Below are 24874 nucleotides of genomic sequence, written 5' to 3' on the forward strand. Positions count from 1 at the left end.
GCCCGGCCAAGCCGGACGCGATGTGTTACGCGGAAAAATGTGCGCTTGCGAAATAGAACACGAGCAGGCGCACGCTTGTCAACGGCGACTTGCTCGAATCGGCCGGGCTACTGAAGGCCGCCGGTTAGAATGCGAGCCGATCGACTGCCTTCAATCCGGCAAGGGGAATGCCCGATCCTGGCGTAGTCACGACCTCCAAGTGGTCGCAAGCATGTCCGCTTTCGTGAAGCAGCGAGGCTGACCTCTACGACCGAGATGAGGCGCGAAGCAGTCGTTCGAGATGGGTGGCCAGGAAAGGATTGGTACGGACTACCTGTCGCTCCAGTCTTGTTGTGGCTAGTTCGAGGCATGCGACCAGGCGCCCACTTCCGAGCGACTCACGATCACACTACCCGCCTCGATTTCGCGCTGCATGCGCTGTCCCAAAGTTTCAATATCGACCTCAGCGACCGTCGCAACTCCCCGGCTTTGGATTTCCAGCAGCATCGTGACAATGAGTTCGGCGGTCTGGTGTGACCATTCGAATCCGCCCTTGGTTCCCCGACGACCGCCTCCATGTGCATTGAGGGCGCGGGCAATACAGCCGCACGGAATGCTGCATCGAGCTTGATGCCCATATTGGTCTCGATACCGCTGTGCCGAAACGTGTCGACGATCCATGGACAGCAATGGTGGTAGGTCGGCGCCGGCGGGCTGGATCGACAGCCGTCCCAATCCCGCTCATGGAAGACGATGGTCCCTCCAGGCCTGACATGACGAGCGACGCCACGCACCATAGCGACAGGATCAGGTTGAAACATCAGAACGTAGCGGCCGATCACGGCGTCGAACGGTCGGTCGAACGTGAGTGCCGCGGGATCGCCTTCACGAAAGCTGACATTCTGGATCGGATGCTCCGCCGCGCGCCAAATAGGGACATCGCGTTCGTCGACGACACTATGCGCCGATGCGGCAGCCAGTCAACGAGACTCGCTGAACCGGCCGGGGCCGGGTAGTCCGTTCCGCTCCGTGCGGGACGGGTGGTCAAAAGTCATGGTGCAGCGCAACAAAGATGTTGCATTGCACACAAACTTCCGTTAGGTAATGCTAATACAAATGCGAAGGCTTCTTAAAAGTCGCCCCCAAACAAAGGATGGAACGATGTCCAAGACCACTGAAAAGACCGCTGAATTTATCGAAAACGCGTACCCCGCTTTTGATGCATCCAAGGCCATCGAGCAGGTCAGCGCTTTCACGGAAAAGGGCGTTGAGCAGTCGAAAGAAGTTCTCGCCAAATTCAAGGCGGATTCGGAGACGACCCAGAAGGCTCTCGAGACGAGCTTCGCATCCGCCAAAGCCGCTTCCAGCAACCTGTCGCTCAAGACAATTGCCGTTCTGCGCGCCAACACTGAAGCCGCCTTCTCGCATTTCGAAGCCCTAATTGCCGTAAAGTCGCCTTCCGAATTCGTTGAACTGCAGGCCGCCTTCGTCCGTAAGCAGGTTGAAAGTGCCGTCGAGCAGACCAGGGAACTTCAGGCCGTCACGACCAAAGCCGTCGAGGACGTATCCAAGCCGATCAAGTCCGCCTTCGAGAAGGCGGTCAAGGACCTCAAGGTCGCCTAGCTTTTTCTGGGGCGGATAGAGCGGGGCGGGTTGTCGCGGCTCTCCATTAGGAGAGCCGCGACTACCTTAAGAGCGGCGTCCGCCAGCATACCTATTTGCCTCCTGAAAAGTACCAGTACAATTTCGAGGCTCAGTGGCAGGCAATTCCCTTTTCCTTCAATGCCTTAAGGCGCAAAAAAGTACCGTCACGAGCCTCATTGGCTCTGACGGTACTTAGAAAAATTCGGGTGGGCAATATGCGGGAGGTCCGTCAGACGGTCCGTCAAAGCCAATCTCTGCGTGCCGATTGTCGCTGATTGTCCCTGAAGAGATTTATTTTTGTTTTCAGTGTGTTACGTCGCAGATTGGCGTATTTTCGGCGGCGTTCGAGCGGGTCTGAATCATTCCACCTCAATCGCGAACCGTGCGCGGTTCTCAAGAGAACCACCGAATTCGTCGGTGCGCTTATTGGCGTTCGGCGCAAGAAACTGGTGCACCAGATACCCATTCGCACCGTGAACTTCGACACCGTCGGCTCCCGCTTCGATCGCGCGCTTGGCGGCGTTTGCGAAATCGGCGATGGTCTGCCGAACTTCAGCGGTTGTGAGCTCGCGAGGTTCCGGAACCGGCAGCATGCCTTTAACCGTGAACATGTTTTCACCGGAGGCAATCGCCGAAGGCGCAACCGGCTGGCGATGGTGCGGCGTGTTTTCCGGATGGGATCTGCGGCCGACATGCATGAGCTGGATGAACAGACGACCGCCCGCCTCATGGACGGCGTCGGCAACCTTCCGCCACCCTGCCACGTGATTGTCGTTGTAGATCCCTGGTGTGGCCAGATAACCCTGCCCGTCTTCGGACGGCTGGGTGCCCTCGGTGATCAGAAGACCCATCGTGGCGCGCTGTGCGTAATACTCGGGAGCCAGATCACCGGGTGTTCCGGCGGGCTTGGCCCGGCTTCGGGTCATCGGCGCCATGGCGAGGCGATGCGGCAGTTGCCGGTTGCCGAGTTTGAATGTGGACCAGACATAGGTCACGTGTTTTCTCCTCGTTGTTGGGTTTGTCGGGGGCTGAGAATTAGAGTCTGCCTGCGGCAAGCAGCTCACGGGTGCGTTTCAGCGTCGACAGCAGAGCGGATTTGTAACCCTTCTCGCTATCCAACTGCGTTTGCTCAGCCTGCTCCTCGGGGCCATTCGGTTCTTTGCCGCGAAGACCGATGTAACAATAGAACTTGAGCTGCAACTCACCGGCATCATCCTCGAACAGCTCGTTGATGATCGCGCCTTCGCGTGGGCCGGTCGCCTGGAAGAAGGTGACCTTGCTTTGCGGCTCAAGGGTGATGATTTCGCGGAGGTCGGCGCCAGCGATCGTGGCTTCGCGCACGAAGTGGGTCGCGCTCTCTTCCACGACGTCGCAGCGCGTGCAGAGGCCGGGCGGGAGGAACAGGCGCGCATCACGCGCCTTCAGCTCAAGGCCCTTCCAGACCTGTTCGCGCGTGAGCGTGGTCTCGCCGGCGGGGTTCACCGGAACGGTTGCAGTTGAGTAGATCATAGTGTGTTCCTTGGTTGGGTGTTGTGGACAGCACCGCTCATGCAGCGATCTGAGCGGCGTAGTCGCGGTACGACCGCAGCGGGCGGCCCAGCAGGGTGGTCAGTCGATCGACATCGCCGGTTTCCGGGATCATTCCGTCGGTCAGGAAGCGCTCGGCCATCAGCCGCATGTCGAGGGCCATCCAGCTCGGCATGAACTGTCGCAGGTTCTGCTCAAATCCCGCGGTGTCATCGCCGGGGTAGGCGATCGGGCGGCCGAGGACGCCCGTCCAGATCGCCGCGGCATCGGCGCCCGTGAGCGTATCCGGGCCGACCAGGTTGATGCGGTTGAGCGGGAGCGGCGTGGACGACCGCTCGCGGCGGATGAGCTCGATCGCAGCGATCTCGCCAACGTCGCGGGCGTCGATCATGGCAAGGCCCTTGCTGCCGACCGGCATGGGGTAGATGCCGTAGCCGGTGATCACGTCCTTAATGGTGATGTCGTTGTCCATGAAGTAGGCGGGGCGCAGAATGGTGGCGTTGAGGCCCATCTGCTCGATCATCCGTTCGACGCCGAACTTGCCCGCGAAGTGCGGCACGTTCACGTAGATGTCGCTGTGGATCACCGAGAGATAAACAATCCGCTCGATGCCGAGTTCGCGAGCAACGGCCAAGGCGACGAGCGCCTGGGTATATTCGTCGGCCACGACCCCGTTCAGCAGGAACAGCGTGGATACGCCTGAGAAGGCGCTGCGCAGCGCGTCGACGTCGAGCAGGTCGCCTTGGGCGACTTCGACGCCGGCCGGGAAATTGGCCTTGGACGGGTCGCGAACCAGAACGCGCACGTCGGCGCCGCGGTTCACAAGTTGTTCGACAACGTTGCGGCCTACATTGCCGGTCGCGCCAGTTACGAGGATGGTCATAGAGGTTACTCCTGGTTGGTTGTTAAGTCTGGTAACAATCTAACGACCCAAATTTATACCCACTAGCCGACTAATGTAGACGCACCGTCTCACTGGTGGAACGATAGAAGCCTTGATCGGAGGAACGAGGCGGCAGCGTCGAGTGCTGCGGCTTGGGCGTCCAGCATGGCAAAGTTTGCCGGGAACACCTGGACCATGCCTGCCCAAACGTGCACTTCGCATGTGGATGGGCCACAAACGGTTTCATGGAGTTCTGGTGCGCAATGCTTCAGCTCAGGTCACCAGAGGAACGGTGAGTGTGACGTTCGTTCCTGGATGCACGTCTGACCAGATCACCTCGGCCTGGATTTGCCGCAGCATTCGGACGAGACCATCCTGCTTGGGCTCGCGGGAGCCTTCATGCCGGGTCCGTCGTCACAGATGTCAAGGATGCCTCGGCGGCCCTCGGATCGGCTGACGATTGTGAGCATGCCGGCGCGAACGTTGGCATAGGCGTGCTTGATCGCGTTGGCCACCACCTCGTTGGGGATTAGCCCGACGGCGGAGGATTCGGCCGATGAGGGGAGCAGCCGTGGCGACGAGGCTAGCGTCCGTGCGCCCGCTAATATCGGTGACGTCGCTCCCAAGATTTTCGGCGAAAGCGGAGACGTCGAAACGCCGCATGTCATCCGACTGATAGGCCCGCCGATGAACGGTCGCTACGACATCGACGCGCTCCAGCATTGTTTCGAGCTTTGCGGACATCGCAGGACCTTCGATGGTGTGCGCCTGCAAGCGCAGCGCGCTGATCAGCGTCAGACTGTTCTTAACGCGGTGATCGAGTTGCTGGAGCAGTAGGATCTTCGGCTCAAGCACAGCGGTCAGCTCCGCAATGGCGCCAGCGGCCGCGTACGCGCTCACTCGAGAAGTGGCTTCATAGGTTGCACCGGTCCGCTCGACGAGCCCGGCGCAAAGTGCACGTGGGCCCTCACGATGCATTCCAGCAACGCGCCGCTACAAGATCGGCGCAATGCACCGCAGTGTCCCTATATCGCGACAATTAGCCGGCCTTGCTGTTGAGTGTCGTGGGCAGCAACGCGCCGACGTCAAAGTCGCCGTCCGTTTCTGCCCTTTCGTGTGCCAGATTTGTTTCGCACGATGGATTGACGCCGCATGTCAGATCCGGTGTTTCCGCCATATATTCAATATTATCTACTAAAAACAGGAACTTAATTCAGATTGTTCCTGGGACCAACCATTGGACCCACCATAAATCCAGCAGTTGCGTGCTGGTTTCTGAATAGCATCGTCGACGTCCGATTTTGGAGCTGATCGAGCTCGATCGAGGAGCTCAGGTACGTGCCTAGTGCTTGCTTGGGCGTACCGGTCAATTAAAAGCTCACGCTCCCATCGCCAGTGCGTGTCTGAAAACCACAGTTCGGTCTATCGAACTTGATCCGGCACAATGTAATCAACGATACTCACCGGTACGGTCCGCGCATGATCCTCAATCTGCTCATCGGCACCATCGTCATAAGCCTGACGGTCCTGATCCATACCTTTGGTCTGATCGCCGTCACACATGCGATGGGGCACCTGGTCGCCCGGTTTCGTATGCACGGGCGCCGCAGCCGAATTATCGCGATGATCAGCGTTGTGATGGGTCTCTTTGCGGTGATGACCGCAGAGGTGTGGCTCTGGGCAGGACTATATCGATTGCTCGATATCTTCGCCGATTTCGAAACCGCCCTTTACTTTTCCACCATCACCTTCTCGACGGTTGGCTACGGCGACATTGTGCCCGCTCACGCGTGGCGTGTCCTGGCGGCGCTCGAGGGTGTGAACGGGTTCCTGCTCATTGGCTGGTCGACCGCCTATCTGATCGCGGCAGGCACCCGCATCGGTCCGTTCAAGGCCGGCGAGCATTTCTGACCGCTCGATGTTCAGACCGCGACCGAATGCCTGGCCTTGCCAGTTTCGAAATATTTGTCGAACTTTGCCGCGATGCTCCTGACAAAGGGCCGGCTTTCCGCAGGCACGACGAAGCGATCACCATCAAGTTCAAGCAAGCGTGCAGGATCGTGAAGAGCCGTGGAACTCGCTTTGGCGAGGAGTCTTTGTCCGGCTTCGCCAAAGCGTTCCACCAGCTCGATCGCCGAAAACCCGAAATCGCACATCAGTCGCTCGATGATCCAGCCGCGAACGCGGTCATCGTCGGAAAACGCAATCCCACGGACCGCGGCCAACCCGCCATCTGCGACCATGCGCCCATACTCGGTGGTCGAAGGCATGTTCTGTGCATAGCCTTGCCGGAACTTGCTGATGGACGACGGGCCGAAGCCGATCAAGGTTTCGCAACGATCCTCGGTGTAACCCTGAAAGTTCCGGTGCAAAGTCCCGGCGCGTGCCGCAATCGCCAGCGCATCGCCCGGTTTGGCGAAATGGTCGAGCCCGATTGCCTCGTATCCATTGTCTACAATCGCCTGGGCAGCCAGTTGCGACTGGGCAAAGCGCTCCGCGGGACCCGGCAGCCAGGCATCGTCGATCATCGTCTGATGTTTCTTGAACCACGGTACATGCGCGTAGCCAAAGAGCGCGATCCGATCCGGTTCCAGGGTCAGTGCCTGCGTGACCGTAGAAGCGACGCTCTCCCTGGTCTGGTGCGGCAGACCGTAGAGCAGGTCGAGATTGACCGATTCGACGCCGCGCGAACGAACGCCGTCGACTACCGTCTTGGTCTGCAGGAAGCTCTGCTCGCGGTTGATCGCCTTTTGCACCTTCGGATCGAAATCCTGAACGCCGAGGCTCGCCCTTGTCATGCCGATTTCCGCAAGCGCATCGAGGCGGGCATCGTCCATATCGTTGGGTTCGATTTCAACGCTGATCTTGGCGCCGGGAAGCAAGGAGAAGCTGTTGCGCAGGGCGGTTCCCAGCGCCACCATATCTTCGGGTTTGAGCATCGTCGGGGAACCGCCGCCGAAATGGATGGCACGCACGCGGCCCTTGCCTGCGACAAGACCGGCGACGGTGGCGATCTCCGCATGCAGCGAGCGCAGATACGTGGTCACCGGCTCGTAATGGCGTGTCTGCTTGGTATGGCAGGCACAGAACCAACAGAGCTTGTCGCAGTACGGGATGTGCAGATAGAGCGAGATTTCGTCGCCCTCGTCGAGCGCCCGCAGCCAGTCACGGCAGACGGCAGCATCAATACCTGAATGAAAATGCGGCGTTGTCGGGTAGCTGGTGTAGCGCGGCACGTTCTCACCAAGTCTGGCAACTAATTCTGGCCGCATGTCGCTATTCGCTCCCCTTTGCATGGCGCGATATTGGCCACATTGGATGCCCGCGGCCTTGATTTCGGTCAAAGCTTCCCCCGGACAAACTGCCACAACGTTTTCTTGTCCGCCGATGTTACTTTGCGGGCACATGGAATCCTTTGGACGATCAAGATGACGGTGCGCCAAGACGTTCACAGTTCCGGCATCCCAGTGCTCTGCCAATCTTGCGAGGCACGGCATCGCGGTGTTTGCGGCGCGCTCGATCCCGATCAACTGGCAGGCCTGGCCAAGACCTCGTCGAAACATACCGTTGAACCGGGCGCAGAACTGATAGGCGACACTGAGACCGTCGACAGTTATTCCAACGTGCTTTCCGGCGTGGTGAAGCTCACCAAGAGCCTGCCGGACGGACGCCAGCAGATCGTCGGCCTCCAGTTCGCGCCCGATTTTCTGGGGCGGCCGTTCAAGGTGGAAAGCGCAATCAACGCCGAAGCCGCCACCTCCGTTTCCGTGTGTTCGTTTCCAAAGGCCGCCATCGAACGGATGATGAAGGAATCGCCGGAACTCGAGCATCGTCTGCTCAAGCAGACGCTGAACGAACTCGATGAAGCCCGCGACTGGATGGTGACGTTGGGGCGCAAGAGCGCTTCGGAAAAGGTGGCGAGCTTTCTCCTGATGATCGCCAGGAACATCGACCCCACACTTGACCCAGCCGCCCAGTCGACAAGTTTCGATCTGCCGCTGACCCGCGCCGACATCGCCGATTTCCTGGGTCTGACGATCGAGACGGTGAGCCGCCAGCTGACCAGGTTGCGGTCGGATGGCGTGATCCGGATCGAGAACAACCGGGAAGTCACCGTCGACAACTTGACCCGGCTGCAGCGACGCTCTGGCGTCTAGAACAATTCCAGGAAAGTGTGAAACGGGTTTCCCCGGGAAAAGCGCATGGCGCTTTCCCTAGCTAGGATCAGTCCACGACCCCTATCATCGGCAAGACGTGCTCGCGTTCAAAGGCGATATGCCGGCGCAAGCTTTCGAAGAAGCCGCGCAGCATGAAGCCGACAGCCTCGGCATTCTCGACCGTCTCGCCATGGCCGATTGCCAGCAGAATTTCTGTCACCTCGCTGGCAAAGCATTCGTCCTCGACGTGCTCGGCGCGCAACCGCCGGGTTGAAGCAAGGTTGGCATCGCTACCGGTCAAAACAGCCTCGTAGACCGGAAAGATGACCCTCTCTTCGTATTGATGGATGCTTCGCAACAGCGGCACAATTGCGTTTGCCGTGCTCAGGCATTTCAAACGATCAACCTTCGGCAAGGTGTCGGCGATTCTTTCGAGGGCCTCGCAGAGTTGCAGCTTTTCCAGATGGGCACGTTTCATCACCGCCGCCGGGACCGCCTCCCGGCCAGATCGACCTACCAGTATCGAATTCTCGCGGCTTGTTTCGCTCGCCGACGATCCCAGTTCCTTCTCCCTGTTCAACGGCAGCCTCCTGATCGCTTGTGCGACCGACGCTGCTCAATCCAAAGTCAAATGGCCTTGACATAAATCAAGGCGGCGATGGGCCGACTGCTGAATTTGTGTCGACGCGGATTGGCGTCCGCACATCACAATCCGAGGTCGGGGACATCTCATGAAGTTCGGCACTCAAATCTTTGCTTTGGGCCTGTTCACGTTTGCAGCTCTTGTGGCCGCTGGCTTCGGGGTGGACGAGCCTTTCCGGCAGCATATGTGGGTGCTGTTTTTTGTGCTGCTTGGCTTTGTCGCCATCCTCATTCGCAACACGAGCTTCGAAGCTGCCGCTCCGATCGACCCTTCCGCCTATATGGACGGGCCAGTCCGCTACGGCACCATCGCCACCATGTTCTGGGGTGTTGTCGGCATGCTTGTCGGCGTAGTCATCGCGCTGCAGCTTGCCTATCCCGATCTCAACATTCAGCCCTGGTTCAATTTCGGCCGCCTCCGTCCGCTGCACACATCCGGGGTTGTCTTCGCTTTCGGCGGCAATGCTCTGCTTTGCACATCGATGTATGTCGTCCAACGCACCTGCCGCGCCAGGTTGTTCGGCGGCGATCTCGCCTGGTTCGTGTTCTGGGGTTACCAGCTCTTCATCGTCATGGCCGCGACCGGCTACCTGCTCGGCATCACCGAGAGCCGCGAATATGCGGAACCCGAATGGTATGTCGACATCTGGCTGACCATCGTGTGGGTCGCCTATCTCGTCCTGTTCCTCGGCACGATCCTGAAGCGCAAGGAACCGCACATCTACGTCGCCAACTGGTTCTACCTCTCCTTCATCGTCACCATCGCGATGCTGCATGTGATCAACAACCTGTCGATGCCGGCCTCCTTCCTCGGCTCCAAGAGCTACTCCGCCTTTTCCGGGGTCCAGGACGCCTTGACGCAGTGGTGGTACGGCCACAACGCCGTCGGCTTCTTCCTGACCGCGGGCTTCCTCGGCATGATGTATTATTTCGTGCCCAAGCAGGCGAACCGGCCGGTCTATTCCTACCGCCTGTCGATCGTCCATTTCTGGGCAATCATCTTTCTCTACATCTGGGCCGGGCCCCATCACCTGCACTACACCGCCCTGCCCGACTGGGCGCAGACGCTCGGCATGGTGTTCTCGATCATGCTGTGGATGCCGTCATGGGGCGGCATGATCAACGGTCTAATGACGCTGTCGGGCGCCTGGGACAAGCTGCGCACCGATCCCATCATCCGGATGATGGTGATGGCCATCGCCTTCTACGGCATGTCGACCTTCGAAGGCCCGATGATGTCGATCAAGACGGTCAATTCGCTGTCGCACTATACCGACTGGACCATTGGCCACGTGCACTCCGGTGCGCTCGGCTGGGTCGGCATGATCTCGTTCGGCGCAATCTACTTCATGGTGCCGAAGCTGTGGAACCGTCAACGTCTCTACTCGCTGCGGCTCGTCACCTGGCACTTCTGGCTGGCGACGCTCGGCATCGTTGTCTACGCCGCGGTCATGTGGGTCTCCGGCATCATGCAGGGCCTGATGTGGCGCGAATACGACGAGCAGGGCTTCCTGGTCTACTCTTTCGCCGAAACAGTAGCCGCCATGCACCCCTACTATGTCATGCGCGCCATCGGCGGAGCCATGTACCTCTCCGGCGCCCTGATCATGGCCTGGAACATCACCATGACGATTCTTGGATACCAGCGCGAGGAGGAGCCTCTACCCGGCTCCGTTCCCGCCCTTCAGCCTGCCGAATGAGGAGCCAGAAAATGGGCTTGATGGACAAACACGCACTGATCGAGAAGAACGCTACACTTCTTCTCGTCGGCTCCCTCCTTGTGGTGACCGTCGGCGGCATCGTCGAGATCGCACCGCTCTTCTATCTCGACAACACGATCGAGAAGGTGGAAGGCATGCGGCCTTACTCACCGCTCGAACTTGCCGGGCGCAACATCTATGTGCGCGAGGGTTGCTACCTCTGCCACAGCCAGATGATCAGGCCGTTCCGCGACGAAGTCGAGCGCTATGGCCACTACAGCCTGGCGGCCGAGTCGATGTACGATCATCCTTTCCAGTGGGGATCGAAGCGCACCGGACCGGACCTCGCCCGGGTTGGCGACCGCTACTCGAATGTCTGGCACGTAGATCACCTTTCCGATCCACGTTCGGTCGTGCCGGAATCGATCATGCCGAGCTACGCGTTCCTCAAAGACGCGCCGATCGACGTGAAGGACTTCTCGACGCATCTGGTAGCCAACGCGCGCGTCGGCGTCCCCTACACAGACGACATGATCGCGCACGCCAACGCCGATCTGATGGCACAGGCCGACCCGAACGCCGACAGTTCGGGCCTGGAGGCGCGCTATCCAAAAGCCAAGGTCGGCGACTTCGACGGCAACCCGCAACAGGTCACCGAAATGGATGCCCTCGTAGCCTATCTGCAGATGCTTGGCACGCTGGTGGATTTCAAGAATTACGACGAAGCCGCCGGCTACCGCTGAGGGAGTTTTATCCATGGATTACAATTTGATGCGAGAGTTTGCTGACAGCTGGGGTTTGGTCGCCATGGCGCTTTTCTTTGTCGGCGCAATTGCCTTCGCCCTTCGCCCCGGCAGCCGCAAGCTGGCCGACGAAGCTGCCCGGATTCCCCTTGAGGACGAGTGATCATGAGCGACGAGCATATCGATGAAATCTCTGGCATCTCGACCACCGGCCACGAATGGGACGGCATAAGGGAGCTGAACAACCCGCTTCCGCGCTGGTGGGTCTGGACATTTTACATCACTGTGGTCTGGGCCATCGGCTACACCATCGCCTACCCGGCATGGCCGCTGCTGCACTCGGCGACCACGGGTGTGCTCGGCTATTCCAGCCGCCACGATGTCGGGAACGAGTTGGCCGCGGCTGAAGTCGCGAAGGGCAAATATGTCGCGGCGGTAGAGTCGAAGACCGTTTCGGAGATTGCCGCGGACGATGCCTTGCGCGAATTCGCCGTCGCTGCCGGCGGCGCCGCCTTCAAGGTCAATTGCGTGCAGTGCCATGGCTCGGGCGCCCAAGGCTCAGCAGGCTTCCCAAACCTCAACGACGACGACTGGCTGTGGGGCGGCAAGACCGGGCAGATCCAGCAGACGATCACGCATGGCATCCGCTTCGCGACCGACCCCGACACGCGCCTGTCGGAAATGCCGGCCTTCGGTGACATCATAACTGCTGACCAGATCGCCCAGGTCAGTGCCTACGTCGCCAGCCTCTCCGGCAAGGTCAAGGACGCCAGTCTGATCGAGCCTGGCGCCAAGGTCTTTGCCGAAAATTGCGTGGCCTGTCATGGCGACAACGCAAAAGGCAACAAGGAATTCGGGGCCCCCGATCTGACCGATGCGATCTGGCTCTACGGGTCCGGGGAGGCAGCCATTGCCGCCCAGATCCACGCGCCGAAACAGGGCGTGATGCCGGCCTGGGGCGAACGCCTGGGCGAGACCAAGGTCAAGGAACTGGCGGTCTACATTCATTCGCTTGGCGGTGGGGAATAGGAACGGGAGGCCTACTCCCTGCCCTTCACCGTCAAGGCGACGAGGCCCGGTTCTGCCGGGCCTCGACTTGATTTGCGGCCGCGGTGATTGACCTGCATCAACGCGGCGCAATCCAGTCCGCGGCAAAGTCTCCACGCTTGGCATACCTAACTGAGTGAAATCAGGCCGATTGCCCAGGCGACATGAGAAGCGGCGCGACTGGAGACACCGGTGCTGGACAATACGCAGGTAGAACGGCTCGAAGCAGAGGCGGTCAACTCCGCCCGAGTGCGCCAGCCAATGTATGCCGCGCGCAAGAAGATCTTTCCAAAGCGCGCCGCGGGCAGCTTTCGCCAGTTCAAATGGATCGTGATGGCGATCACGCTCGGCATCTATTATCTGACGCCGTGGTTGCGTTGGGATCGGGGTCCGTTTGCCCCGGACCAGGCGGTGTTGCTCGATCTCGCCAACCGGCGCTTCTACTTCTTCTTCATCGAGATCTGGCCCCAAGAATTCTACTATGTGGCGGGCCTTCTGGTGATGGCCGGCGTCGGTCTTTTCCTGATCACGTCGACCGTTGGCCGTGCCTGGTGCGGCTACGCATGTCCCCAAACCGTGTGGGTCGATCTGTTTCTGGTCGTCGAGCGTGCCATCGAGGGCGACCGCAATGCTCGTATCAAGCTCGATGCCGGCCCCTGGACCGCCCGCAAGCTCGTGCTGCGGGTGTCGAAACACGCCATATGGCTGGTCATAGGCGCGGCGACCGGCGGCGCCTGGATCTTCTATTTCGCCGACGCGCCGACGCTGGTCGGCGAGCTCTTCACCGGCACCGCGGCACCCGTCGCCTACATCACCGTCGCCGTGCTGACGGCGACGACCTATACGTTCGGCGGGCTGATGCGTGAGCAGGTCTGCACCTATATGTGCCCATGGCCGCGCATTCAGGCGGCCATGCTCGACGAGAGTTCGCTCACCGTCACCTACAATGACTGGCGCGGCGAACCGCGCTCACGTCACGCCAAGAAGGTGCTTGCCGCAGGGCAGTCCGTTGGCGACTGCGTCGACTGCAATGCCTGTGTCGCCGTCTGTCCGATGGGGATCGACATTCGCGATGGCCAGCAGCTCGAATGCATCACCTGCGCGCTTTGTATCGACGCCTGCGACGGCGTCATGGACAAGCTCGGCAAGGAGCGCGGGCTGATCTCCTACGCGACGCTGTCCGACTACAATGCCAACATGATGCTGGCGACCGCTGGCGGCGCCAGTTCGGTCAATCCGTCGCTGGTCAGAACAGCTGATGGCCTGTTCTCCGATAAGGTTTCGCATTTCCATATCCGCAAGATCTTTCGGCCGCGCACCTACGTATACATGGGTTTGTGGTCGCTGATTGGCCTGGGCCTGCTCTATTCGCTCCTGGCGCGCGACCGGCTCGAAGTCAACGTGCTGCATGACCGCAATCCGCAATTCGTCACGCTGTCCGACGGTTCGATCCGAAACGGTTACACGGTCAAGCTGCTCAACATGATCCCCGAGCCGCGGACGATCGTCGTCACGATTCAAGGCTTGTACGGGGCTGACATGAGCGTTGTCGGCGACGACATCCCGGCAGGCCGCTCTTTCACCATTCCGGTCGAGCCCGACCGCCTGAAGATGCTGAAGGTCTTTGTACGCCAGCCGGCGGAGCAGATCCGAGGCACGGCGCAAACCTTCACGTTCCGAGTCGAGGACAAGGCGAGCTTCGAGGCGGACGAATACACCGCCACGTTCAACGCACCGGAGATCGCCAAATGACCGCCAAGGCGCAAAAGTCCCGGGAATTCACAGGCAGGCACATGTTGGCGATCATCCTTGCCTTTTTCGGGGTGGTCATCGCGGTCAATCTGACGATGGCAACGCTCGCCAACACGAGCTGGACCGGCCTTGTTGTCGAAAACACCTATGTCGCGAGCCAGCAGTTCAACAAGAAGGCCGAGGAAGGGCGCGCGCAGGCAGCCCTCGGCTGGACCGGCAAGCTGACCATCGCATGGGGCGAGGTCCGCTATAGCCTTACCGACGCCGGCGGCAAGCCGGTTGCCTTGCATGGCGTCAAGGTGCTGTTTCGCCATCCCGCCTACGAGAAGGAGGACAAGGCCATCACGCTTGCCGTCGCCTCGGGCCAGGAATTTGCTGCCCAGCACATCCCCAAGGACGGCGTCTGGATCGTCGAAGTCGACGCCGACGCCGGTCTGGCAGAGCCATACCGCGATGTCCGCAGGATCATGATTTCCCATGGAGCGCTGAAATGAGCTGTTGTGCACCGGGTGCTGAAATGGCGCTGGATCTGGCCAGCACCACATCGGTCCTTCCGTCCAGCCAGGAGATCAGGCTGGCAAGCCGATCGCTTGGCGGTGATCTTCACCAAACCGACCTTTCGGTGCCGACTGTTCATTGCGCCACCTGCATCCAGGCGATCGAGACGGCGCTTGGAAAGCTCGATCACGTCGAGGGCGCTCGCGTGAACCTGTCGACAAAGCGGGTCGCGGTCCGCTGGCGTGGAAACGAAGTACCACCATTTGTCGCCGCGCTGGGACGGCTGGGTTATGAGGCGCATCTGTTCGAACCGGAGGTCGGTGACAAGGACAAGACGCTTTCGGAGTTGATCCGCGCCGTCGCTGTTGCCGGCTTTGCGGCTGGCAACATCATGCTGCTCTCGGTCTCGGTCTGGTCCGGAGCCGAAGGCGCGACCCGCGACCTGTTCCATTGGGTCTCGGCGCTGATCGCCATTCCTGCGCTGGCCTTCGCCGGCGGCATCTTCTTCCGCTCGGCCTGGAACGCGCTGCGCCACGGCCGCATGAACATGGACGTGCCGATCGCGGTCGGGGTGTCGCTCGCCTACGCCATGAGCCTCTACGAGACGATCAACCATGGCGACCACGCCTATTTCGACGCGTCGGTGTCGTTGCTGTTCTTCCTGTTGATCGGCCGCACGCTGGATCATGTGATGCGGGAGCGTGCCCGGACTGCGGTGAAAGGCCTGTCACAGCTGGCCGCGCGCGGCGCCATGGTGCTGCGCGGCGACGGCGCCCGCGACTATCTGCCGGTTGGCGAGATCGAACCGGGAATGCAGATGCTGATCGCAGCCGGCGAAAGAATCCCCGTCGACGGCAAGATCATTCAGGGGGCGTCGGATCTGGACTGTTCACTGGTCTCCGGCGAGAGCACGCCCCGAAACGTGGCGCCGGGCGAAACCGTGCAAGCCGGTGTCCTCAATCTTACCGGCTCGCTGACGATCGAGGCGACAGCTGCCGCCAAGGAATCGTTCCTGGCGCAAATGGTTCGCCTGATGGAGGCCGCGGAGGGCGGGCGGGCGCACTATCGCCGGATCGCCGATCGCGTTTCAGCACTCTATGCTCCGGTGGTTCATCTGACCGCCTTCGCGACATTCCTTGGCTGGATGGCGGCGACTGGCGACTGGCACCGGGCGATTACCATCGCCATTGCCGTTCTGATCATCACATGCCCGTGCGCGCTCGGCCTCGCCGTGCCGATCGTGCAGGTGGTCGCCGCGCGGCGGCTGTTCGAGAACGGCATCATGGTCAAGGATGGTTCGGCCATGGAGCGCCTGGCGACGATTGATACCACAGTGTTCGACAAGACCGGAACGCTCACGCTCGGACAGCCCCGGCTGGTCAATGCGGGCTCGATCGATCCGGCCATGCTGGCAATCGCTGCAGACATGGCCGCGCATTCCCGCCACCCGTTTTCCAAGGCCATAGCCGGCTTTGCCGCTCCTAGTGGGCAACACAAATTCGATGCCGTCACCGAGCACCCGGGATTTGGTATCGAAGCGACTAACGCAGGAAGCGCCTGGCGGCTGGGCCGGCGCGGGTGGGCTGGATGGAAGGCCCGGACCGGTGGCGAAGGCAAGCATGGCTATGGCGGAACGGTCCTGACAAAAGACGGCTTCATTGTCGCGACCTTCGATTTCGAGGACGCGCTGCGTGCCGACGCCAGGACGGCGATCGGGCAATTGAACGACGCCGGGGTGTTGGTGGAAATGCTGTCGGGTGACACCGCAGGCGCCTGCGGCGAAGTTGCAAAAATGCTCGGTGTCGACGACTTCGTTCCGTGCCTGCTGCCGTCCGGCAAGGTCGAACGCATCGAGACCATGGCGAAAGACGGACATAAGGTTCTGATGGTTGGCGATGGCCTCAACGACACGCCGGCGCTGAACGCGGCGCATGTCTCGATCGCACCGGCCACCGCCGCCGACATTGGCCGCAACGCGGCCGATTTCGTCTTCCTGCGCGAAAGCCTTCTGGCTGTGCCGCTGGCGCTTGACGTCTCGCGCAAGGCGGGACACCTGATCCGCCAGAACATCGCGATCGCGATCATCTACAACGCTGTCGCCGTGCCGATCGCCATCCTTGGGCACGTGACGCCATTGATAGCGGCGATCGCCATGTCCGCCTCATCGCTGCTTGTCATTGGAAATGCGCTGCGATTGCAAACATCGATGCCAAATTCACCGGCGAAGGAGGTTCGCCGAAACAGGCAATCCGACTTCAACGAACTGGCCCGATCGTCATGACAAACCTCACCTACCTCATACCCGTAGCCCTTTCCCTTGGGGCACTTGGACTTGGGGGCTTCCTGTGGGCTTTGAAAAGTGGCCAGTATGAAGATCTTGATGGAGCCGCCGAGAGGATCCTCATCGATCTGGAAGACAAGAGCGAGCGCTGATGCAGAACGAAGTAGGATCAGGGCGGGAGTCAGCCAAACTGCGCTACGATGCCTGAGCCCGTAGGAAAGAAACCGTAGGCCTGTGAGGAAATCCGCTTGGTTGCGCTGGACCGATCGCTGATATCGCAGCTGCAGCTCTTCCAGGGGATGGCGCCCCAGGAGCAAAGCGAGATTCTCAAAGGCGCTCGATCGTCACGCTACGCCAAGGACTCCGCCATCTTCGAGCAGGAAACCGAGGCCCATTCGTTTTTCGTGCTGATCTCTGGCCACATACGCGTCGTCCGCACCACGCCGGATGGGCAGCAGGTCATCGCCAGATACATCAGCGAAGGCGAGATTTTTGGTGTCGCCGCAGCCCTCGGCCGGACGACCTATCCCGCCAGCGCAGTCGCGGCGGTCGACTGCGTGGTGCTGGCCTGGCCCAACGCTCTTTGGCCGGAGTTGGCGCGACGGTTTCCGGTGTTTGGAGCAACCACCTACAGGACAGTCGGAAACAGGCTGCAGGAGGCCCAGACGCGGGTGGTGGAGATGTCCACGGAGCAGGTGGAGCAGAGGGTCGCGCATGCCTTGTTGCGATTGGCAAACCAGACCGGCCGAAAGACCGACAGCGGCATCGAAATCGATTTCCCGATTTCAAGGCAGGACATTGCCGAGATGACGGGAACGACGCTGCACACCGTCAGCCGCCTGCTCAGCAAGTGGGAAGACAATGGAATCATCGTCAGCGGGCGCCAGAAAGTCACCGTGAAGGATGCGCATCGCCTTGTGGTTCTGGCCGAGAACCGGAACAAGGGATGATGCTTACCGTTCGCCTCGAACAGCCGACTCCAGGTCCAAAATGAAGCGGGCCTCGTCGATCCGATGTTCGCGGCATGCTTCGGCAACGGTATGGAAAGTGCCTATCGGGCAGCCAACGCAAAGCATCCTGTAGCTCAGCATCACCGCTACCGTTGCCGGCCATTTACGCATGATCTCGTCGACGATCATGTCCCGACCGATCGAACTGAGTTCCTTCACGATAGGGTCTCCGCGGTTTGCGAAGCCTCGTGATATATCCCGCGCGCGCCGCCTTCGTTGTGCTTGCGCAACTTCGTAGAATGGGCCGAACCCTCTCGAGACTATCTTGCGGGAGGAAAAGCGCCGTTGGCGTAGGTCGGGATCGAGGTCGCAAAACCGTCAGATGGCAGTACCGACGACGGCACCGATGCCGGCGGTCAGCGCCATTGCCAGCGCCCCCCAGAAGGTGACGCGAACCGTTGCCCTCAACACATTGGCGCCGCCGGCCTTGGCCCCAATGGCGCCCAGAACCGCCAGGAACAGGAGCGAGGCAACAGACACCGTTGCGGCAAGCCAGTCGGCCGGCGAAACAAACACCATCGCCAATGGCATGGCCGCGCCAACCGAAAATGCCGCCGCAGAGGTCAGCGCGGCCTGGATTGGTTTGGCCGTCGTCACCTCCGAAATACCGAGTTCGTCACGTGCGTGGGCGCCCAGCGCGTCCTTCGCCATCAATTGGTCGGCGACCTGCAAGGCCAGCGTTGGCTCCACGCCACGTTTGACATAGATCTCCGCAAGTTCATGTCGCTCGAAATCTGGCTGCGTCGCCAATTCCCCTCTCTCACGCGCAAGGTCGGCTTGTTCGGTATCGGACTGCGAACTGACCGAGACATACTCGCCGGCCGCCATCGACATCGCACCGGCGACCAATCCGGCCACGCCGGCCACCAGCACATTGGAGGCCGCTGCATTGGCCGCTGCCACGCCAACGATCAGGCTGGCCGTCGAGACTATGCCGTCATTGGCGCCGAGCACGGCAGCGCGCAGCCAGCCGACGCGCGACACGAGATGGTTTTCACTGTGCAAGCGGCTCATGACATCACGGCGAGATGGGCGGCCGCAGCAACCCGCTTTTGCAGGACGCTTTTTTCGGGAGGCGCCGCCGGCACACCTTCCCAGAGACGGACTGCAAACCGCCAGATCGTCAGCACCAGAACGGCCAAACCGACATAGACATGGATGTTCGCGTTGAAGATGTCGCCAGCTGCCGACTCGGTGCCGCGCGAGAACGCCCGGTAAGCCGGCTTGATGTCCTCACCGATCACAAGCTGCAGGACGATCAGCACCGCGATAGTGAAATGCAGCAATATCTGGGCTCCGGTGTATGCGGCAGGCTCGTGGGCAACAGTCATAGGCAGCTATCTCGCTTGAGAGAACCTTCCTACATTGCTGCTTATGCGACGATCTTGATCTAGGACAAGTCACCTTGTCGTCCCTTGAGCTTTCACGACCCCTCGGAGTTCGTCCCTGGCTGACAGCCAGTTGTCAGCTTGGTCGTGGGATATTGCATCCGAAGCGTACTAGATGGGTCGCCTCTGCAAGGTTCAACGTGGAAGCACAATTCCGATGAAACAGATTGCCCTTTCACTTCTGGTGATCGCCGCCTCCGGCGCCTATGTCTGGGATCAAGCCGGCAAACGGCCAGCCGAAGATGTGCTTGGTTCGGCGCTGCCGGCAGACGCGACAGAGGCGCCAGGCTCAGCCGCGCCGGTGTTCCGGACCTTGCCGGCGCCCTCACCCCAGTTCAGGACAAGGTTCCCGATCGCAAGGGAAACGACGGCGAGCATAGCAGTTGACGCCAGACGGCCAAATGATCCCGTGAAGCAGACAGCAGTTCGGGTGGCACCACAACCATCGCCGGCGCCACCGAAGCAGCCAGTAGCGCCGGCTGTCACCGATCCTGCGTCGTCAACGCCTTCATTCGCCTTGACTCCAGCCGTCTACATACCTGTCCCGGAGCCGAGGCCGGCATATCCGGACGCGCCCGCACGTCTTGTCCCGGCGGGTATGAAGGTCGCGACACAGAGTTATGCCGACGGCGTCTACACCGGCCCGCCCGCCGATGCCTATTACGGCATCATCCAGCTTCAAGCCCTCGTGCAGGGTGGGCAGCTTACGGCGCTGAAGGTGCTGAAATACCCATCCGACCGCCGCACCTCCATCAACATCAACAGACAAGCGCTGCCCATGCTGCGCGACGAAGCGATCCGCGCGCAAAGCGCCAATGTCGACATTATTTCGGGCGCGACGCTGACCAGCAGGGCCTTCATCCAGTCGCTGCGCGGCGCGCTGAAGAAAGCATCTTCCTAGGTCCATGCGTTACACGCGCATTTTGATGGGAATGCCCATTACGATCGAAGTCTGTGGCGCGTCGAACGATGAGCTGATCGAGACGGTCTTCGACTATTTCGACCATATCGACCGGCGCTTCAGCACATACCGGGCCGACAGCGAGATCACGGCCATCAATCGCGGCGACGTTCCGGTCGTCGCGTGGAGCGGCGAGATGACCGAAGTGTTTGCTCTCGCGCAGCAGACGAAAGACGAGACGGACGGATACTTCGATATTCGCAAGCCCGACGGGTCGCTCGATCCTTCCGGCATTGTCAAGGGCTGGGCCATCCGCAACGCGGCCGCCATTGTTCAGCGAGCCGGCATCCGCGATTTCTTCATCGAGGCGGGAGGCGACGTCCAGTCCTGCGGCAAGAATGCCTCGGGCCGGGACTGGAGCGTCGGCATCCGCAATCCCTTCAACACCCAAGAGATCGTGAAAATCGTCTATCCCCGTGGTCGCGGAGTGGCGACCTCCGGAAGCTATGTGCGGGGTCAACACATATACAACCCGCATGCAGTCGGCAGTCCGATCCAGGAGATCGTCAGCCTGACTGTCATCGGCGCCGATGTGCTCGAAGCCGATCGTTTCGCCACGGCTGCCTTCGCCATGGGTCGGGACGGCATTCTCTTCATCGAGCAGACGCCTGGCCTGGAGGGCTATGTCATAGACACCAATGGCCGCGCCACGCCGACAACCGGGTTCGGAGCCCTTTGCCTGCCATGATCAAAACCATCGACCGATTTCTCGATCATCTGACCATGTACCGGCTGGTCCTCTACTATCTGATGGCGCTCGTCAGCGCCGCGTTGGTGCTCTGCTTGGCTAAGCTCGTGCCACATGATCCGATTGCGCTCGCCTTCACGACGGCTTTGGCGCTGGCCGCCTGCTGGCTCGCCAACAAGGTCTTTGCGCATGTCTTCGCGGTCCCGGCCAACAACGAGTCCGTCTACATCACCGCGCTCATCCTTGCGCTCATTCTCGATCCGGTAGCCACCACGGACATCAAGGGAATCGCGGCGGTGGCATTCGCGTCCGTCTGGGCAATTTCATCCAAATTCATCCTCGCGGTCGGCCGGAAACACCTTTTCAATCCGGCTGCGCTGGGCGTGGCGCTGTCCGCGCTGCTGCTCGACCAACCAGCCACCTGGTGGGTTGGCGGCAATCTGCCGTTGCTTCCACTCGTGCTTTTCGGCGGCATGCTCATTGTCCGCAAACTGCGCCGGCTTGATCTTGTCTCGACCTTTGTTGTCGTGGCGCTGGCGACCATTCTGGCAACCAGCGATCCGTCGCAATACTGGACCGCGCTTACGGAGACACTGATTTCGTCGCCTCTGTTGTTCTTTGCCTTTGTGATGCTGACCGAGCCGCTGACGGCACCGACGATGCGTTGGCCGCGCATCGCCTTTGCCGCCATCGTCGGCCTTCTGTTTGCTCCCAACATCCATATCGGCTCGTTCTATTTCACACCGGAACTGGCGCTGCTCGCCGGCAACCTGTTTGCCTATGCGGCTGGACCCAAGGGGCGCTTCGTGCTGACGCTCGAACGCATCGAGCAATCGGCCGTCGACAGCTTTGACTTCATCTTCCAGTCGCCGCGCAAGCTTGCCTTCGAGGCCGGCCAATATCTTGAATGGACGCTTGGCCTCGATCGTGCCGACAATCGCGGCAACCGCCGCTATTTCACGGTGGCCTCGGCGCCGACGGAGGAAACGGTCCGCCTCGGCGTCAAGTTCTATCCGCAATCAAGCGCCTTCAAGCGCGAATTGATGGCCATGAAGCCAGGCAGCACGATCCACGCTGCGCAACTGGCTGGCAACTTCACGCTGCCCGCCCGGCGCGAAACCAAGATCGCTTTCCTGGCTGGAGGCATCGGCATCACGCCGTTCCGCTCGATGCTCCAATATCTTCTCGACCGCAAGGAGCGGCGACCGATCGTCATCCTCTACGGAACAGAGGGGCAGCAGGACATCGCTTATCGCGACGTGCTTGGCGCGGCCAGGCAGGAACTTGGTATCAAGACGGTCCACGCTGTGGCGCGCGGGGGCGAGCGCGGGCAGTATCCCGGCTACATCGACGAGCGCCTGTTACGTTTGGCCATACCCGACTACCTTGAGCGCACCTTCTACATTTCAGGCCCGCAGGCCATGGTCAAGGTGCTGCGCCAGAAGCTGCTGGCCATGGGCGTGCGTCGCTCGAAGATAAAGGTCGACTATTTCCCGGGTTTTGCCTGAAGCACGCTTAGCTGAGTCGCGGCAAGGAAACGGTCACGACCAGGCCCGGATCGGCGTTTGCCATGGCAAGGCGTCCGCCATAGGCTTCGATGATGTCGGAAACGATGGCGAGGCCAAGCCCGCTGCTGCCGCCCTTGCTGTCGAGCTGGACGCCACGCGACAAGGCGGTCTCCCGATCGGCATCCGCTATACCTGGGCCATTATCAGCGACGGTGACGGTCACCTCGCCGGCGGTGGCGGATGCATCGACGCGGACTGACGACTTTGCATAGCGCGCGGCGTTCTCGACCAGATTGCCGAGGATTTCTGACAGGTCGCCTTCATCGATTGGCGCCATCAGATCCTCCGCGACCTCCATCGTGAAAGAAAGCTGCTTGCCGCTTGGCGTCCGTTTGACGACGGCAATGACACCAGCCGCGACATCCGACACAAGGCAGGATGCCTTGCCGGAGACTCCGGGCGCGAGGCGGGCGCGGGCGAGCTCCCGCTCGACATGGCGCCGGATCGCTCCGGTGCTCTTCTCGATCTCGTCGGCCAGATCCGTCTCGCCTTTCTTGCGCAAGGCACGGATGTCGGCCGACAGCACTTGCAACGGCGTCTTGAGGCCGTGCGCCAGATCTGTGGCGCGCGAGCGCGCTCGCGCCAGAGCCTTCTCCTGGGCATCGAGAAGGCGATTGATTTCGTCAGCGAGCGGCTGCACCTCGCTTGGTGCCACCACATCGAGCCGTGCCGCTCGCTGCGCAACTACGCTTCCGACGGCGACCCGCAAGGTCTCCAGCGGTGCAAGGCCGATGGTAATCTGGATAAAAAACGCGGCCATGAGAACTGCAGCGAGCATCAAGAGAGCCGGCGCGAGATCTCGAACATATTCGCTCACAGACACCTGAACGGTTCGATGATCTTCCGCCACGATGGCGCGAAAGGAACGGCCTCCGGCATCGATGATCGTACGCTCGACCGCAATACTGAGTTCTCCGCCCGGGCCCGTGAACTCCTCGACCGTTCGCAGCCCACCACTTGCGCTCCGGGCAGGCAGGAGCAGCTTGGCGTCCCACAATGATCGCGAACGCTCGAGGCTGCCGGTGGCGATGTCCTCCACCTGCCAGTAGTAACCGGACAGTGGATTGGCAAACCGCGGGTCGGTCAGCACCGGGGTCACGACAAGGCGGCCATCGCTTGTAAAGGTCGTTGCACCGATCAATTCGTTGAGGTCGACCGTCAGCTCGCCCACCACGCGCCGCTCGACATGGAGTTCGAACAGATAACGCAAGCCGGCGCCGGCGACGCCGAGTGCGACAAGAAGCGAGATGGTTGCCGCCAACCACAGCCGGAAGCGGATCGAGTTGCCCATCAGGCGGGATCATCGGGCATCAGATACCCGAACCCTCGTCTTGTCTCGATGACATCGCTGCCGAGCTTGCGTCGCAGCCGCGCTACAATGACCTCGATCGCGTTCGGATCACGGTCGTTGCCTGAATCGTAAAGATGCTCAGCCAGTTCGGTCGGCGCCACCACCCGTCCTGCATGATGCATCAGAAACGCCAGGAGCCGGTACTCCAGCGGCGACAGGGAAACGGGAATGCCGCGCAGCGAAATGCGCATCTGGCGCGTGTCCAGAAGGAGCGGGCCAGACCTCAGAACGGGTGCCGCCTGCCCCGCCGAGCGACGCAGGATGGCCCGCAACCGGGCGAGCAGTTCTTCCATTTCAAAAGGCTTGGGAAGATAGTCGTCAGCACCGGAATTGATGCCCTCGACGCGCTCCGTCCACATCCCCCTTGCGGTCAGGATCAGAACCGGAAAACGGCGGGCGTTGGCCCGCCAACGTTTCAAGATCGTGAGGCCATCGAGCTTGGGCAATCCGAGATCCAGAATCGCGGCGTCATAATTCTCGACATCGCCCGCGAACCACGCGGCTTCACCATCCTTTACAACATCGACCGCCATTCCGGACGCCTTAAGGGCAGTCGCGATATCGGCAGCGATACGGGGCTCGTCTTCGGCGAGGAGTATCTTCATCAGTCACCCTCCCCATCGCGCATGATGACACCGGCTCCGGCGTCGACGTCGACGGTCTTTCGCCGGCCATCGGCACCGACGACCTGGAACCGGTAGACCCATTTGTTGGCCTTGCGGATGAGATCGACCGCCACGACATCGCCAGGAGCCCGGGCGCGGACAACGTCCAGTATATCGGCAAGGCCCTTGATTTCGCCGTGCTCGTACAAATCCCGCGCCCGGTCATGGTCGCCATCATCGTCCTCGTCGGCACGGGCAGCGAGTGGCATAGCCAGGACAAGTCCAGCGAGAACCAGCACTGCCAAACGCTTCAACTGGCTTTTCATCGGCAAGGCATGTCGCACGTTGAAGCTTTCAATTTGCTGTCAGTCATCCTCAGCCCGCAGCAAGCAAAGGGTCCATATCAAGGCATCATCGCGTCCAATCATGGCCGCGCCGAGAAGGATACCG

27 protein-coding genes and 2 pseudogenes are annotated in these 24874 nt (G+C 60.9%); 15 read left to right on the forward strand and 14 right to left on the reverse strand.

The window, feature by feature from the left end; translation table 11 throughout:
• Positions 1 to 336: 336 nt before the first annotated feature.
• Together HNQ71_RS34765 and HNQ71_RS35795 are read right to left on the reverse strand one after the other, a co-directional pair.
• On the reverse strand, positions 337 to 714 hold the full coding sequence (locus tag HNQ71_RS34765; RefSeq protein WP_246461250.1) for a hypothetical protein: 378 nt from the start codon (positions 712 to 714) through the stop codon (positions 337 to 339).
• A gap of 71 nt (positions 715 to 785) precedes the next feature.
• Positions 786 to 959: pseudogene (locus HNQ71_RS35795) on the reverse strand (hypothetical protein); the annotation flags it as partial.
• Between the two features lie 181 nt (positions 960 to 1140).
• On the opposite strand from HNQ71_RS35795, the gene HNQ71_RS07450 reads away from it, so the two are divergent.
• Positions 1141 to 1602 (forward strand): phasin, encoded by a 462-nt coding sequence (locus HNQ71_RS07450; RefSeq protein WP_184871866.1) that lies wholly within the window; start codon positions 1141 to 1143, stop codon positions 1600 to 1602.
• Positions 1603 to 1988: 386 nt separating this feature from the next.
• Here HNQ71_RS07450 and HNQ71_RS07455 read toward each other — a convergent pair.
• The 4 genes and pseudogenes from HNQ71_RS07455 to HNQ71_RS35800 form a co-directional block, all read right to left on the reverse strand.
• Positions 1989 to 2618, reverse strand: a pseudogene (locus HNQ71_RS07455) (oxidoreductase); the annotation flags it as partial.
• Positions 2619 to 2658: 40 nt separating this feature from the next.
• On the reverse strand, positions 2659 to 3132 hold the full coding sequence (locus HNQ71_RS07460) for an SRPBCC family protein (protein WP_184871867.1): 474 nt from the start codon (positions 3130 to 3132) through the stop codon (positions 2659 to 2661).
• A gap of 37 nt (positions 3133 to 3169) precedes the next feature.
• Positions 3170 to 4033, reverse strand: a complete 864-nt coding sequence (locus HNQ71_RS07465) for an SDR family oxidoreductase (protein ID WP_184871868.1) — start codon at positions 4031 to 4033, stop codon at positions 3170 to 3172.
• A gap of 423 nt (positions 4034 to 4456) precedes the next feature.
• Positions 4457 to 5011, reverse strand: a complete 555-nt coding sequence (locus HNQ71_RS35800) for a histidine kinase dimerization/phosphoacceptor domain -containing protein (protein WP_425492185.1) — start codon at positions 5009 to 5011, stop codon at positions 4457 to 4459.
• A gap of 501 nt (positions 5012 to 5512) precedes the next feature.
• On the opposite strand from HNQ71_RS35800, the gene HNQ71_RS07475 reads away from it, so the two are divergent.
• Positions 5513 to 5944: a potassium channel family protein gene (locus tag HNQ71_RS07475; protein WP_184871870.1), complete on the forward strand. Its 432-nt coding sequence runs from the start codon at positions 5513 to 5515 to the stop codon at positions 5942 to 5944.
• Between the two features lie 11 nt (positions 5945 to 5955).
• On the opposite strand, the gene hemN is transcribed toward HNQ71_RS07475, so the two are convergent.
• Positions 5956 to 7305 carry an oxygen-independent coproporphyrinogen III oxidase gene (hemN, locus tag HNQ71_RS07480; protein WP_184872274.1) on the reverse strand — a complete coding sequence of 450 codons (1350 nt, stop codon included), beginning with the start codon at positions 7303 to 7305 and terminating at the stop codon, positions 5956 to 5958.
• A 156-nt stretch (positions 7306 to 7461) separates the two neighbouring features.
• On the opposite strand from hemN, the gene HNQ71_RS07485 reads away from it, so the two are divergent.
• A complete protein-coding gene (locus HNQ71_RS07485) occupies positions 7462 to 8190 on the forward strand; it encodes a Crp/Fnr family transcriptional regulator (protein ID WP_184871871.1) in 729 nt (242 codons plus the stop codon).
• Positions 8191 to 8257: 67 nt separating this feature from the next.
• On the opposite strand, the gene HNQ71_RS07490 is transcribed toward HNQ71_RS07485, so the two are convergent.
• Positions 8258 to 8668: a hemerythrin domain-containing protein gene (locus HNQ71_RS07490; protein WP_184872275.1), complete on the reverse strand. Its 411-nt coding sequence runs from the start codon at positions 8666 to 8668 to the stop codon at positions 8258 to 8260.
• A 253-nt stretch (positions 8669 to 8921) separates the two neighbouring features.
• Here HNQ71_RS07490 and ccoN point away from each other — a divergent pair, with 253 nt between their 5' ends.
• The 9 genes from ccoN (at position 8922) to HNQ71_RS07535 (ending at position 17803) form a co-directional block, all read left to right on the forward strand.
• Entirely contained in the window at positions 8922 to 10532 is a 1611-nt protein-coding gene (ccoN, locus tag HNQ71_RS07495) for a cytochrome-c oxidase, cbb3-type subunit I (protein WP_184871872.1), read from the forward strand.
• A gap of 11 nt (positions 10533 to 10543) precedes the next feature.
• The gene (gene ccoO / locus HNQ71_RS07500; protein ID WP_184871873.1) at positions 10544 to 11275 is read left to right on the forward strand and encodes a cytochrome-c oxidase, cbb3-type subunit II; all 732 of its coding nucleotides are present in this window, start codon (positions 10544 to 10546) and stop codon (positions 11273 to 11275) included.
• 13 nt (positions 11276 to 11288) lie between these two features.
• Positions 11289 to 11438 carry a CcoQ/FixQ family Cbb3-type cytochrome c oxidase assembly chaperone gene (locus HNQ71_RS07505; RefSeq protein ID WP_023759205.1) on the forward strand — a complete coding sequence of 50 codons (150 nt, stop codon included), beginning with the start codon at positions 11289 to 11291 and terminating at the stop codon, positions 11436 to 11438.
• Between the two features lie 2 nt (positions 11439 to 11440).
• Positions 11441 to 12304: a cytochrome-c oxidase, cbb3-type subunit III gene (gene ccoP / locus HNQ71_RS07510; protein WP_184871874.1), complete on the forward strand. Its 864-nt coding sequence runs from the start codon at positions 11441 to 11443 to the stop codon at positions 12302 to 12304.
• Positions 12305 to 12514: 210 nt separating this feature from the next.
• On the forward strand, positions 12515 to 14074 hold the full coding sequence (gene ccoG, locus HNQ71_RS07515; protein ID WP_184871875.1) for a cytochrome c oxidase accessory protein CcoG: 1560 nt from the start codon (positions 12515 to 12517) through the stop codon (positions 14072 to 14074).
• Positions 14071 to 14568, forward strand: coding sequence for a FixH family protein (locus tag HNQ71_RS07520; protein WP_184871876.1), 498 nt, complete (start codon positions 14071 to 14073; stop codon positions 14566 to 14568). The genes ccoG and HNQ71_RS07520 overlap by 4 nt, the downstream gene beginning before the upstream one ends.
• Entirely contained in the window at positions 14565 to 16853 is a 2289-nt protein-coding gene (locus tag HNQ71_RS07525) for a cation-translocating P-type ATPase (protein WP_184871877.1), read from the forward strand. Before HNQ71_RS07520 ends, HNQ71_RS07525 begins: the two co-directional genes overlap by 4 nt.
• Positions 16850 to 17005 (forward strand): cbb3-type cytochrome oxidase assembly protein CcoS, encoded by a 156-nt coding sequence (gene ccoS / locus HNQ71_RS07530; protein ID WP_184871878.1) that lies wholly within the window; start codon positions 16850 to 16852, stop codon positions 17003 to 17005. The genes HNQ71_RS07525 and ccoS overlap by 4 nt, the downstream gene beginning before the upstream one ends.
• Before the next feature lie 96 nt (positions 17006 to 17101).
• The gene (locus HNQ71_RS07535) at positions 17102 to 17803 is read left to right on the forward strand and encodes a Crp/Fnr family transcriptional regulator (RefSeq protein WP_184871879.1); all 702 of its coding nucleotides are present in this window, start codon (positions 17102 to 17104) and stop codon (positions 17801 to 17803) included.
• Positions 17804 to 17806: 3 nt separating this feature from the next.
• Here the strand turns inward: HNQ71_RS07535 and HNQ71_RS07540 are convergent, their stop codons facing one another.
• The 3 genes from HNQ71_RS07540 to HNQ71_RS07550 form a co-directional block, all read right to left on the reverse strand.
• On the reverse strand, positions 17807 to 18022 hold the full coding sequence (locus HNQ71_RS07540; RefSeq protein ID WP_343068083.1) for a DUF1858 domain-containing protein: 216 nt from the start codon (positions 18020 to 18022) through the stop codon (positions 17807 to 17809).
• A 159-nt stretch (positions 18023 to 18181) separates the two neighbouring features.
• The gene (locus HNQ71_RS07545; RefSeq protein ID WP_184871880.1) at positions 18182 to 18877 is read right to left on the reverse strand and encodes a VIT1/CCC1 transporter family protein; all 696 of its coding nucleotides are present in this window, start codon (positions 18875 to 18877) and stop codon (positions 18182 to 18184) included.
• Positions 18874 to 19194, reverse strand: coding sequence for a cytochrome b/b6 domain-containing protein (locus HNQ71_RS07550; protein WP_246461255.1), 321 nt, complete (start codon positions 19192 to 19194; stop codon positions 18874 to 18876). The genes HNQ71_RS07545 and HNQ71_RS07550 overlap by 4 nt, the downstream gene beginning before the upstream one ends.
• 655 nt (positions 19195 to 19849) lie before the next feature.
• Between HNQ71_RS07550 and HNQ71_RS34775 the strand changes: the two genes are divergently transcribed.
• The 3 genes from HNQ71_RS34775 to HNQ71_RS07565 are packed head-to-tail and all read left to right on the forward strand — an operon-like array spanning position 19850 to position 22408.
• The gene (locus tag HNQ71_RS34775) at positions 19850 to 20152 is read left to right on the forward strand and encodes an FMN-binding protein (RefSeq protein ID WP_246461256.1); all 303 of its coding nucleotides are present in this window, start codon (positions 19850 to 19852) and stop codon (positions 20150 to 20152) included.
• Positions 20153 to 20177: 25 nt separating this feature from the next.
• A complete protein-coding gene (locus HNQ71_RS07560; protein ID WP_246461259.1) occupies positions 20178 to 20900 on the forward strand; it encodes an FAD:protein FMN transferase in 723 nt (240 codons plus the stop codon).
• Entirely contained in the window at positions 20897 to 22408 is a 1512-nt protein-coding gene (locus tag HNQ71_RS07565) for an RnfABCDGE type electron transport complex subunit D (RefSeq protein ID WP_184871883.1), read from the forward strand. Before HNQ71_RS07560 ends, HNQ71_RS07565 begins: the two co-directional genes overlap by 4 nt.
• Positions 22409 to 22415: 7 nt before the next feature.
• Here HNQ71_RS07565 and HNQ71_RS07570 read toward each other — a convergent pair whose 3' ends face one another.
• From HNQ71_RS07570 to HNQ71_RS07580, 3 genes are read right to left on the reverse strand one after another with little or no spacing between them, the layout of a single operon-like run.
• A complete protein-coding gene (locus HNQ71_RS07570; RefSeq protein ID WP_184871884.1) occupies positions 22416 to 23759 on the reverse strand; it encodes a sensor histidine kinase in 1344 nt (447 codons plus the stop codon).
• Complete coding sequence (locus HNQ71_RS07575; protein WP_184871885.1) at positions 23759 to 24424, reverse strand: response regulator transcription factor; 666 nt, start codon at positions 24422 to 24424, stop codon at positions 23759 to 23761. The genes HNQ71_RS07570 and HNQ71_RS07575 overlap by 1 nt, the downstream gene beginning before the upstream one ends.
• On the reverse strand, positions 24424 to 24738 hold the full coding sequence (locus tag HNQ71_RS07580; protein WP_246461261.1) for a PepSY domain-containing protein: 315 nt from the start codon (positions 24736 to 24738) through the stop codon (positions 24424 to 24426). Before HNQ71_RS07580 ends, HNQ71_RS07575 begins: the two co-directional genes overlap by 1 nt.
• Positions 24739 to 24874 lie beyond the last annotated feature (136 nt).

It is taken from the genome of Mesorhizobium sangaii (assembly GCF_014207355.1).
In the GTDB taxonomy this organism is placed as follows: domain Bacteria; phylum Pseudomonadota; class Alphaproteobacteria; order Rhizobiales; family Rhizobiaceae; genus Mesorhizobium; species Mesorhizobium sangaii.

Bases quoted from the DNA above. Each gene is read 5' to 3' on its own strand.
- ccoN (WP_184871872.1), top strand. From the start codon at position 8,922: ATGAAGTTCGGCACTCAAATCTTTGCTTTGGGCCTGTTCACGTTTGCA.
- HNQ71_RS35800 (WP_425492185.1), bottom strand. From the start codon at position 5,011: ATGCATCGTGAGGGCCCACGTGCACTTTGCGCCGGGCTCGTCGAGCGG.
- HNQ71_RS07570 (WP_184871884.1), bottom strand. From the start codon at position 23,759: ATGGGCAACTCGATCCGCTTCCGGCTGTGGTTGGCGGCAACCATCTCG.
- HNQ71_RS07550 (WP_246461255.1), bottom strand. From the start codon at position 19,194: ATGACTGTTGCCCACGAGCCTGCCGCATACACCGGAGCCCAGATATTG.
- HNQ71_RS07575 (WP_184871885.1), bottom strand. From the start codon at position 24,424: ATGAAGATACTCCTCGCCGAAGACGAGCCCCGTATCGCTGCCGATATC.
- ccoP (WP_184871874.1), top strand. From the start codon at position 11,441: ATGAGCGACGAGCATATCGATGAAATCTCTGGCATCTCGACCACCGGC.
- HNQ71_RS07485 (WP_184871871.1), top strand. From the start codon at position 7,462: ATGACGGTGCGCCAAGACGTTCACAGTTCCGGCATCCCAGTGCTCTGC.
- HNQ71_RS34775 (WP_246461256.1), top strand. From the start codon at position 19,850: ATGAAGGTCGCGACACAGAGTTATGCCGACGGCGTCTACACCGGCCCG.
- HNQ71_RS07560 (WP_246461259.1), top strand. From the start codon at position 20,178: ATGGGAATGCCCATTACGATCGAAGTCTGTGGCGCGTCGAACGATGAG.
- hemN (WP_184872274.1), bottom strand. From the start codon at position 7,305: ATGCGGCCAGAATTAGTTGCCAGACTTGGTGAGAACGTGCCGCGCTAC.
- HNQ71_RS07450 (WP_184871866.1), top strand. From the start codon at position 1,141: ATGTCCAAGACCACTGAAAAGACCGCTGAATTTATCGAAAACGCGTAC.
- HNQ71_RS07475 (WP_184871870.1), top strand. From the start codon at position 5,513: ATGATCCTCAATCTGCTCATCGGCACCATCGTCATAAGCCTGACGGTC.
- HNQ71_RS07565 (WP_184871883.1), top strand. From the start codon at position 20,897: ATGATCAAAACCATCGACCGATTTCTCGATCATCTGACCATGTACCGG.
- HNQ71_RS07460 (WP_184871867.1), bottom strand. From the start codon at position 3,132: ATGATCTACTCAACTGCAACCGTTCCGGTGAACCCCGCCGGCGAGACC.
- HNQ71_RS07545 (WP_184871880.1), bottom strand. From the start codon at position 18,877: ATGAGCCGCTTGCACAGTGAAAACCATCTCGTGTCGCGCGTCGGCTGG.
- ccoO (WP_184871873.1), top strand. From the start codon at position 10,544: ATGGGCTTGATGGACAAACACGCACTGATCGAGAAGAACGCTACACTT.
- HNQ71_RS07525 (WP_184871877.1), top strand. From the start codon at position 14,565: ATGAGCTGTTGTGCACCGGGTGCTGAAATGGCGCTGGATCTGGCCAGC.
- ccoS (WP_184871878.1), top strand. From the start codon at position 16,850: ATGACAAACCTCACCTACCTCATACCCGTAGCCCTTTCCCTTGGGGCA.
- HNQ71_RS07490 (WP_184872275.1), bottom strand. From the start codon at position 8,668: ATGAAACGTGCCCATCTGGAAAAGCTGCAACTCTGCGAGGCCCTCGAA.
- HNQ71_RS07465 (WP_184871868.1), bottom strand. From the start codon at position 4,033: ATGACCATCCTCGTAACTGGCGCGACCGGCAATGTAGGCCGCAACGTT.
- HNQ71_RS07505 (WP_023759205.1), top strand. From the start codon at position 11,289: ATGGATTACAATTTGATGCGAGAGTTTGCTGACAGCTGGGGTTTGGTC.
- HNQ71_RS07520 (WP_184871876.1), top strand. From the start codon at position 14,071: ATGACCGCCAAGGCGCAAAAGTCCCGGGAATTCACAGGCAGGCACATG.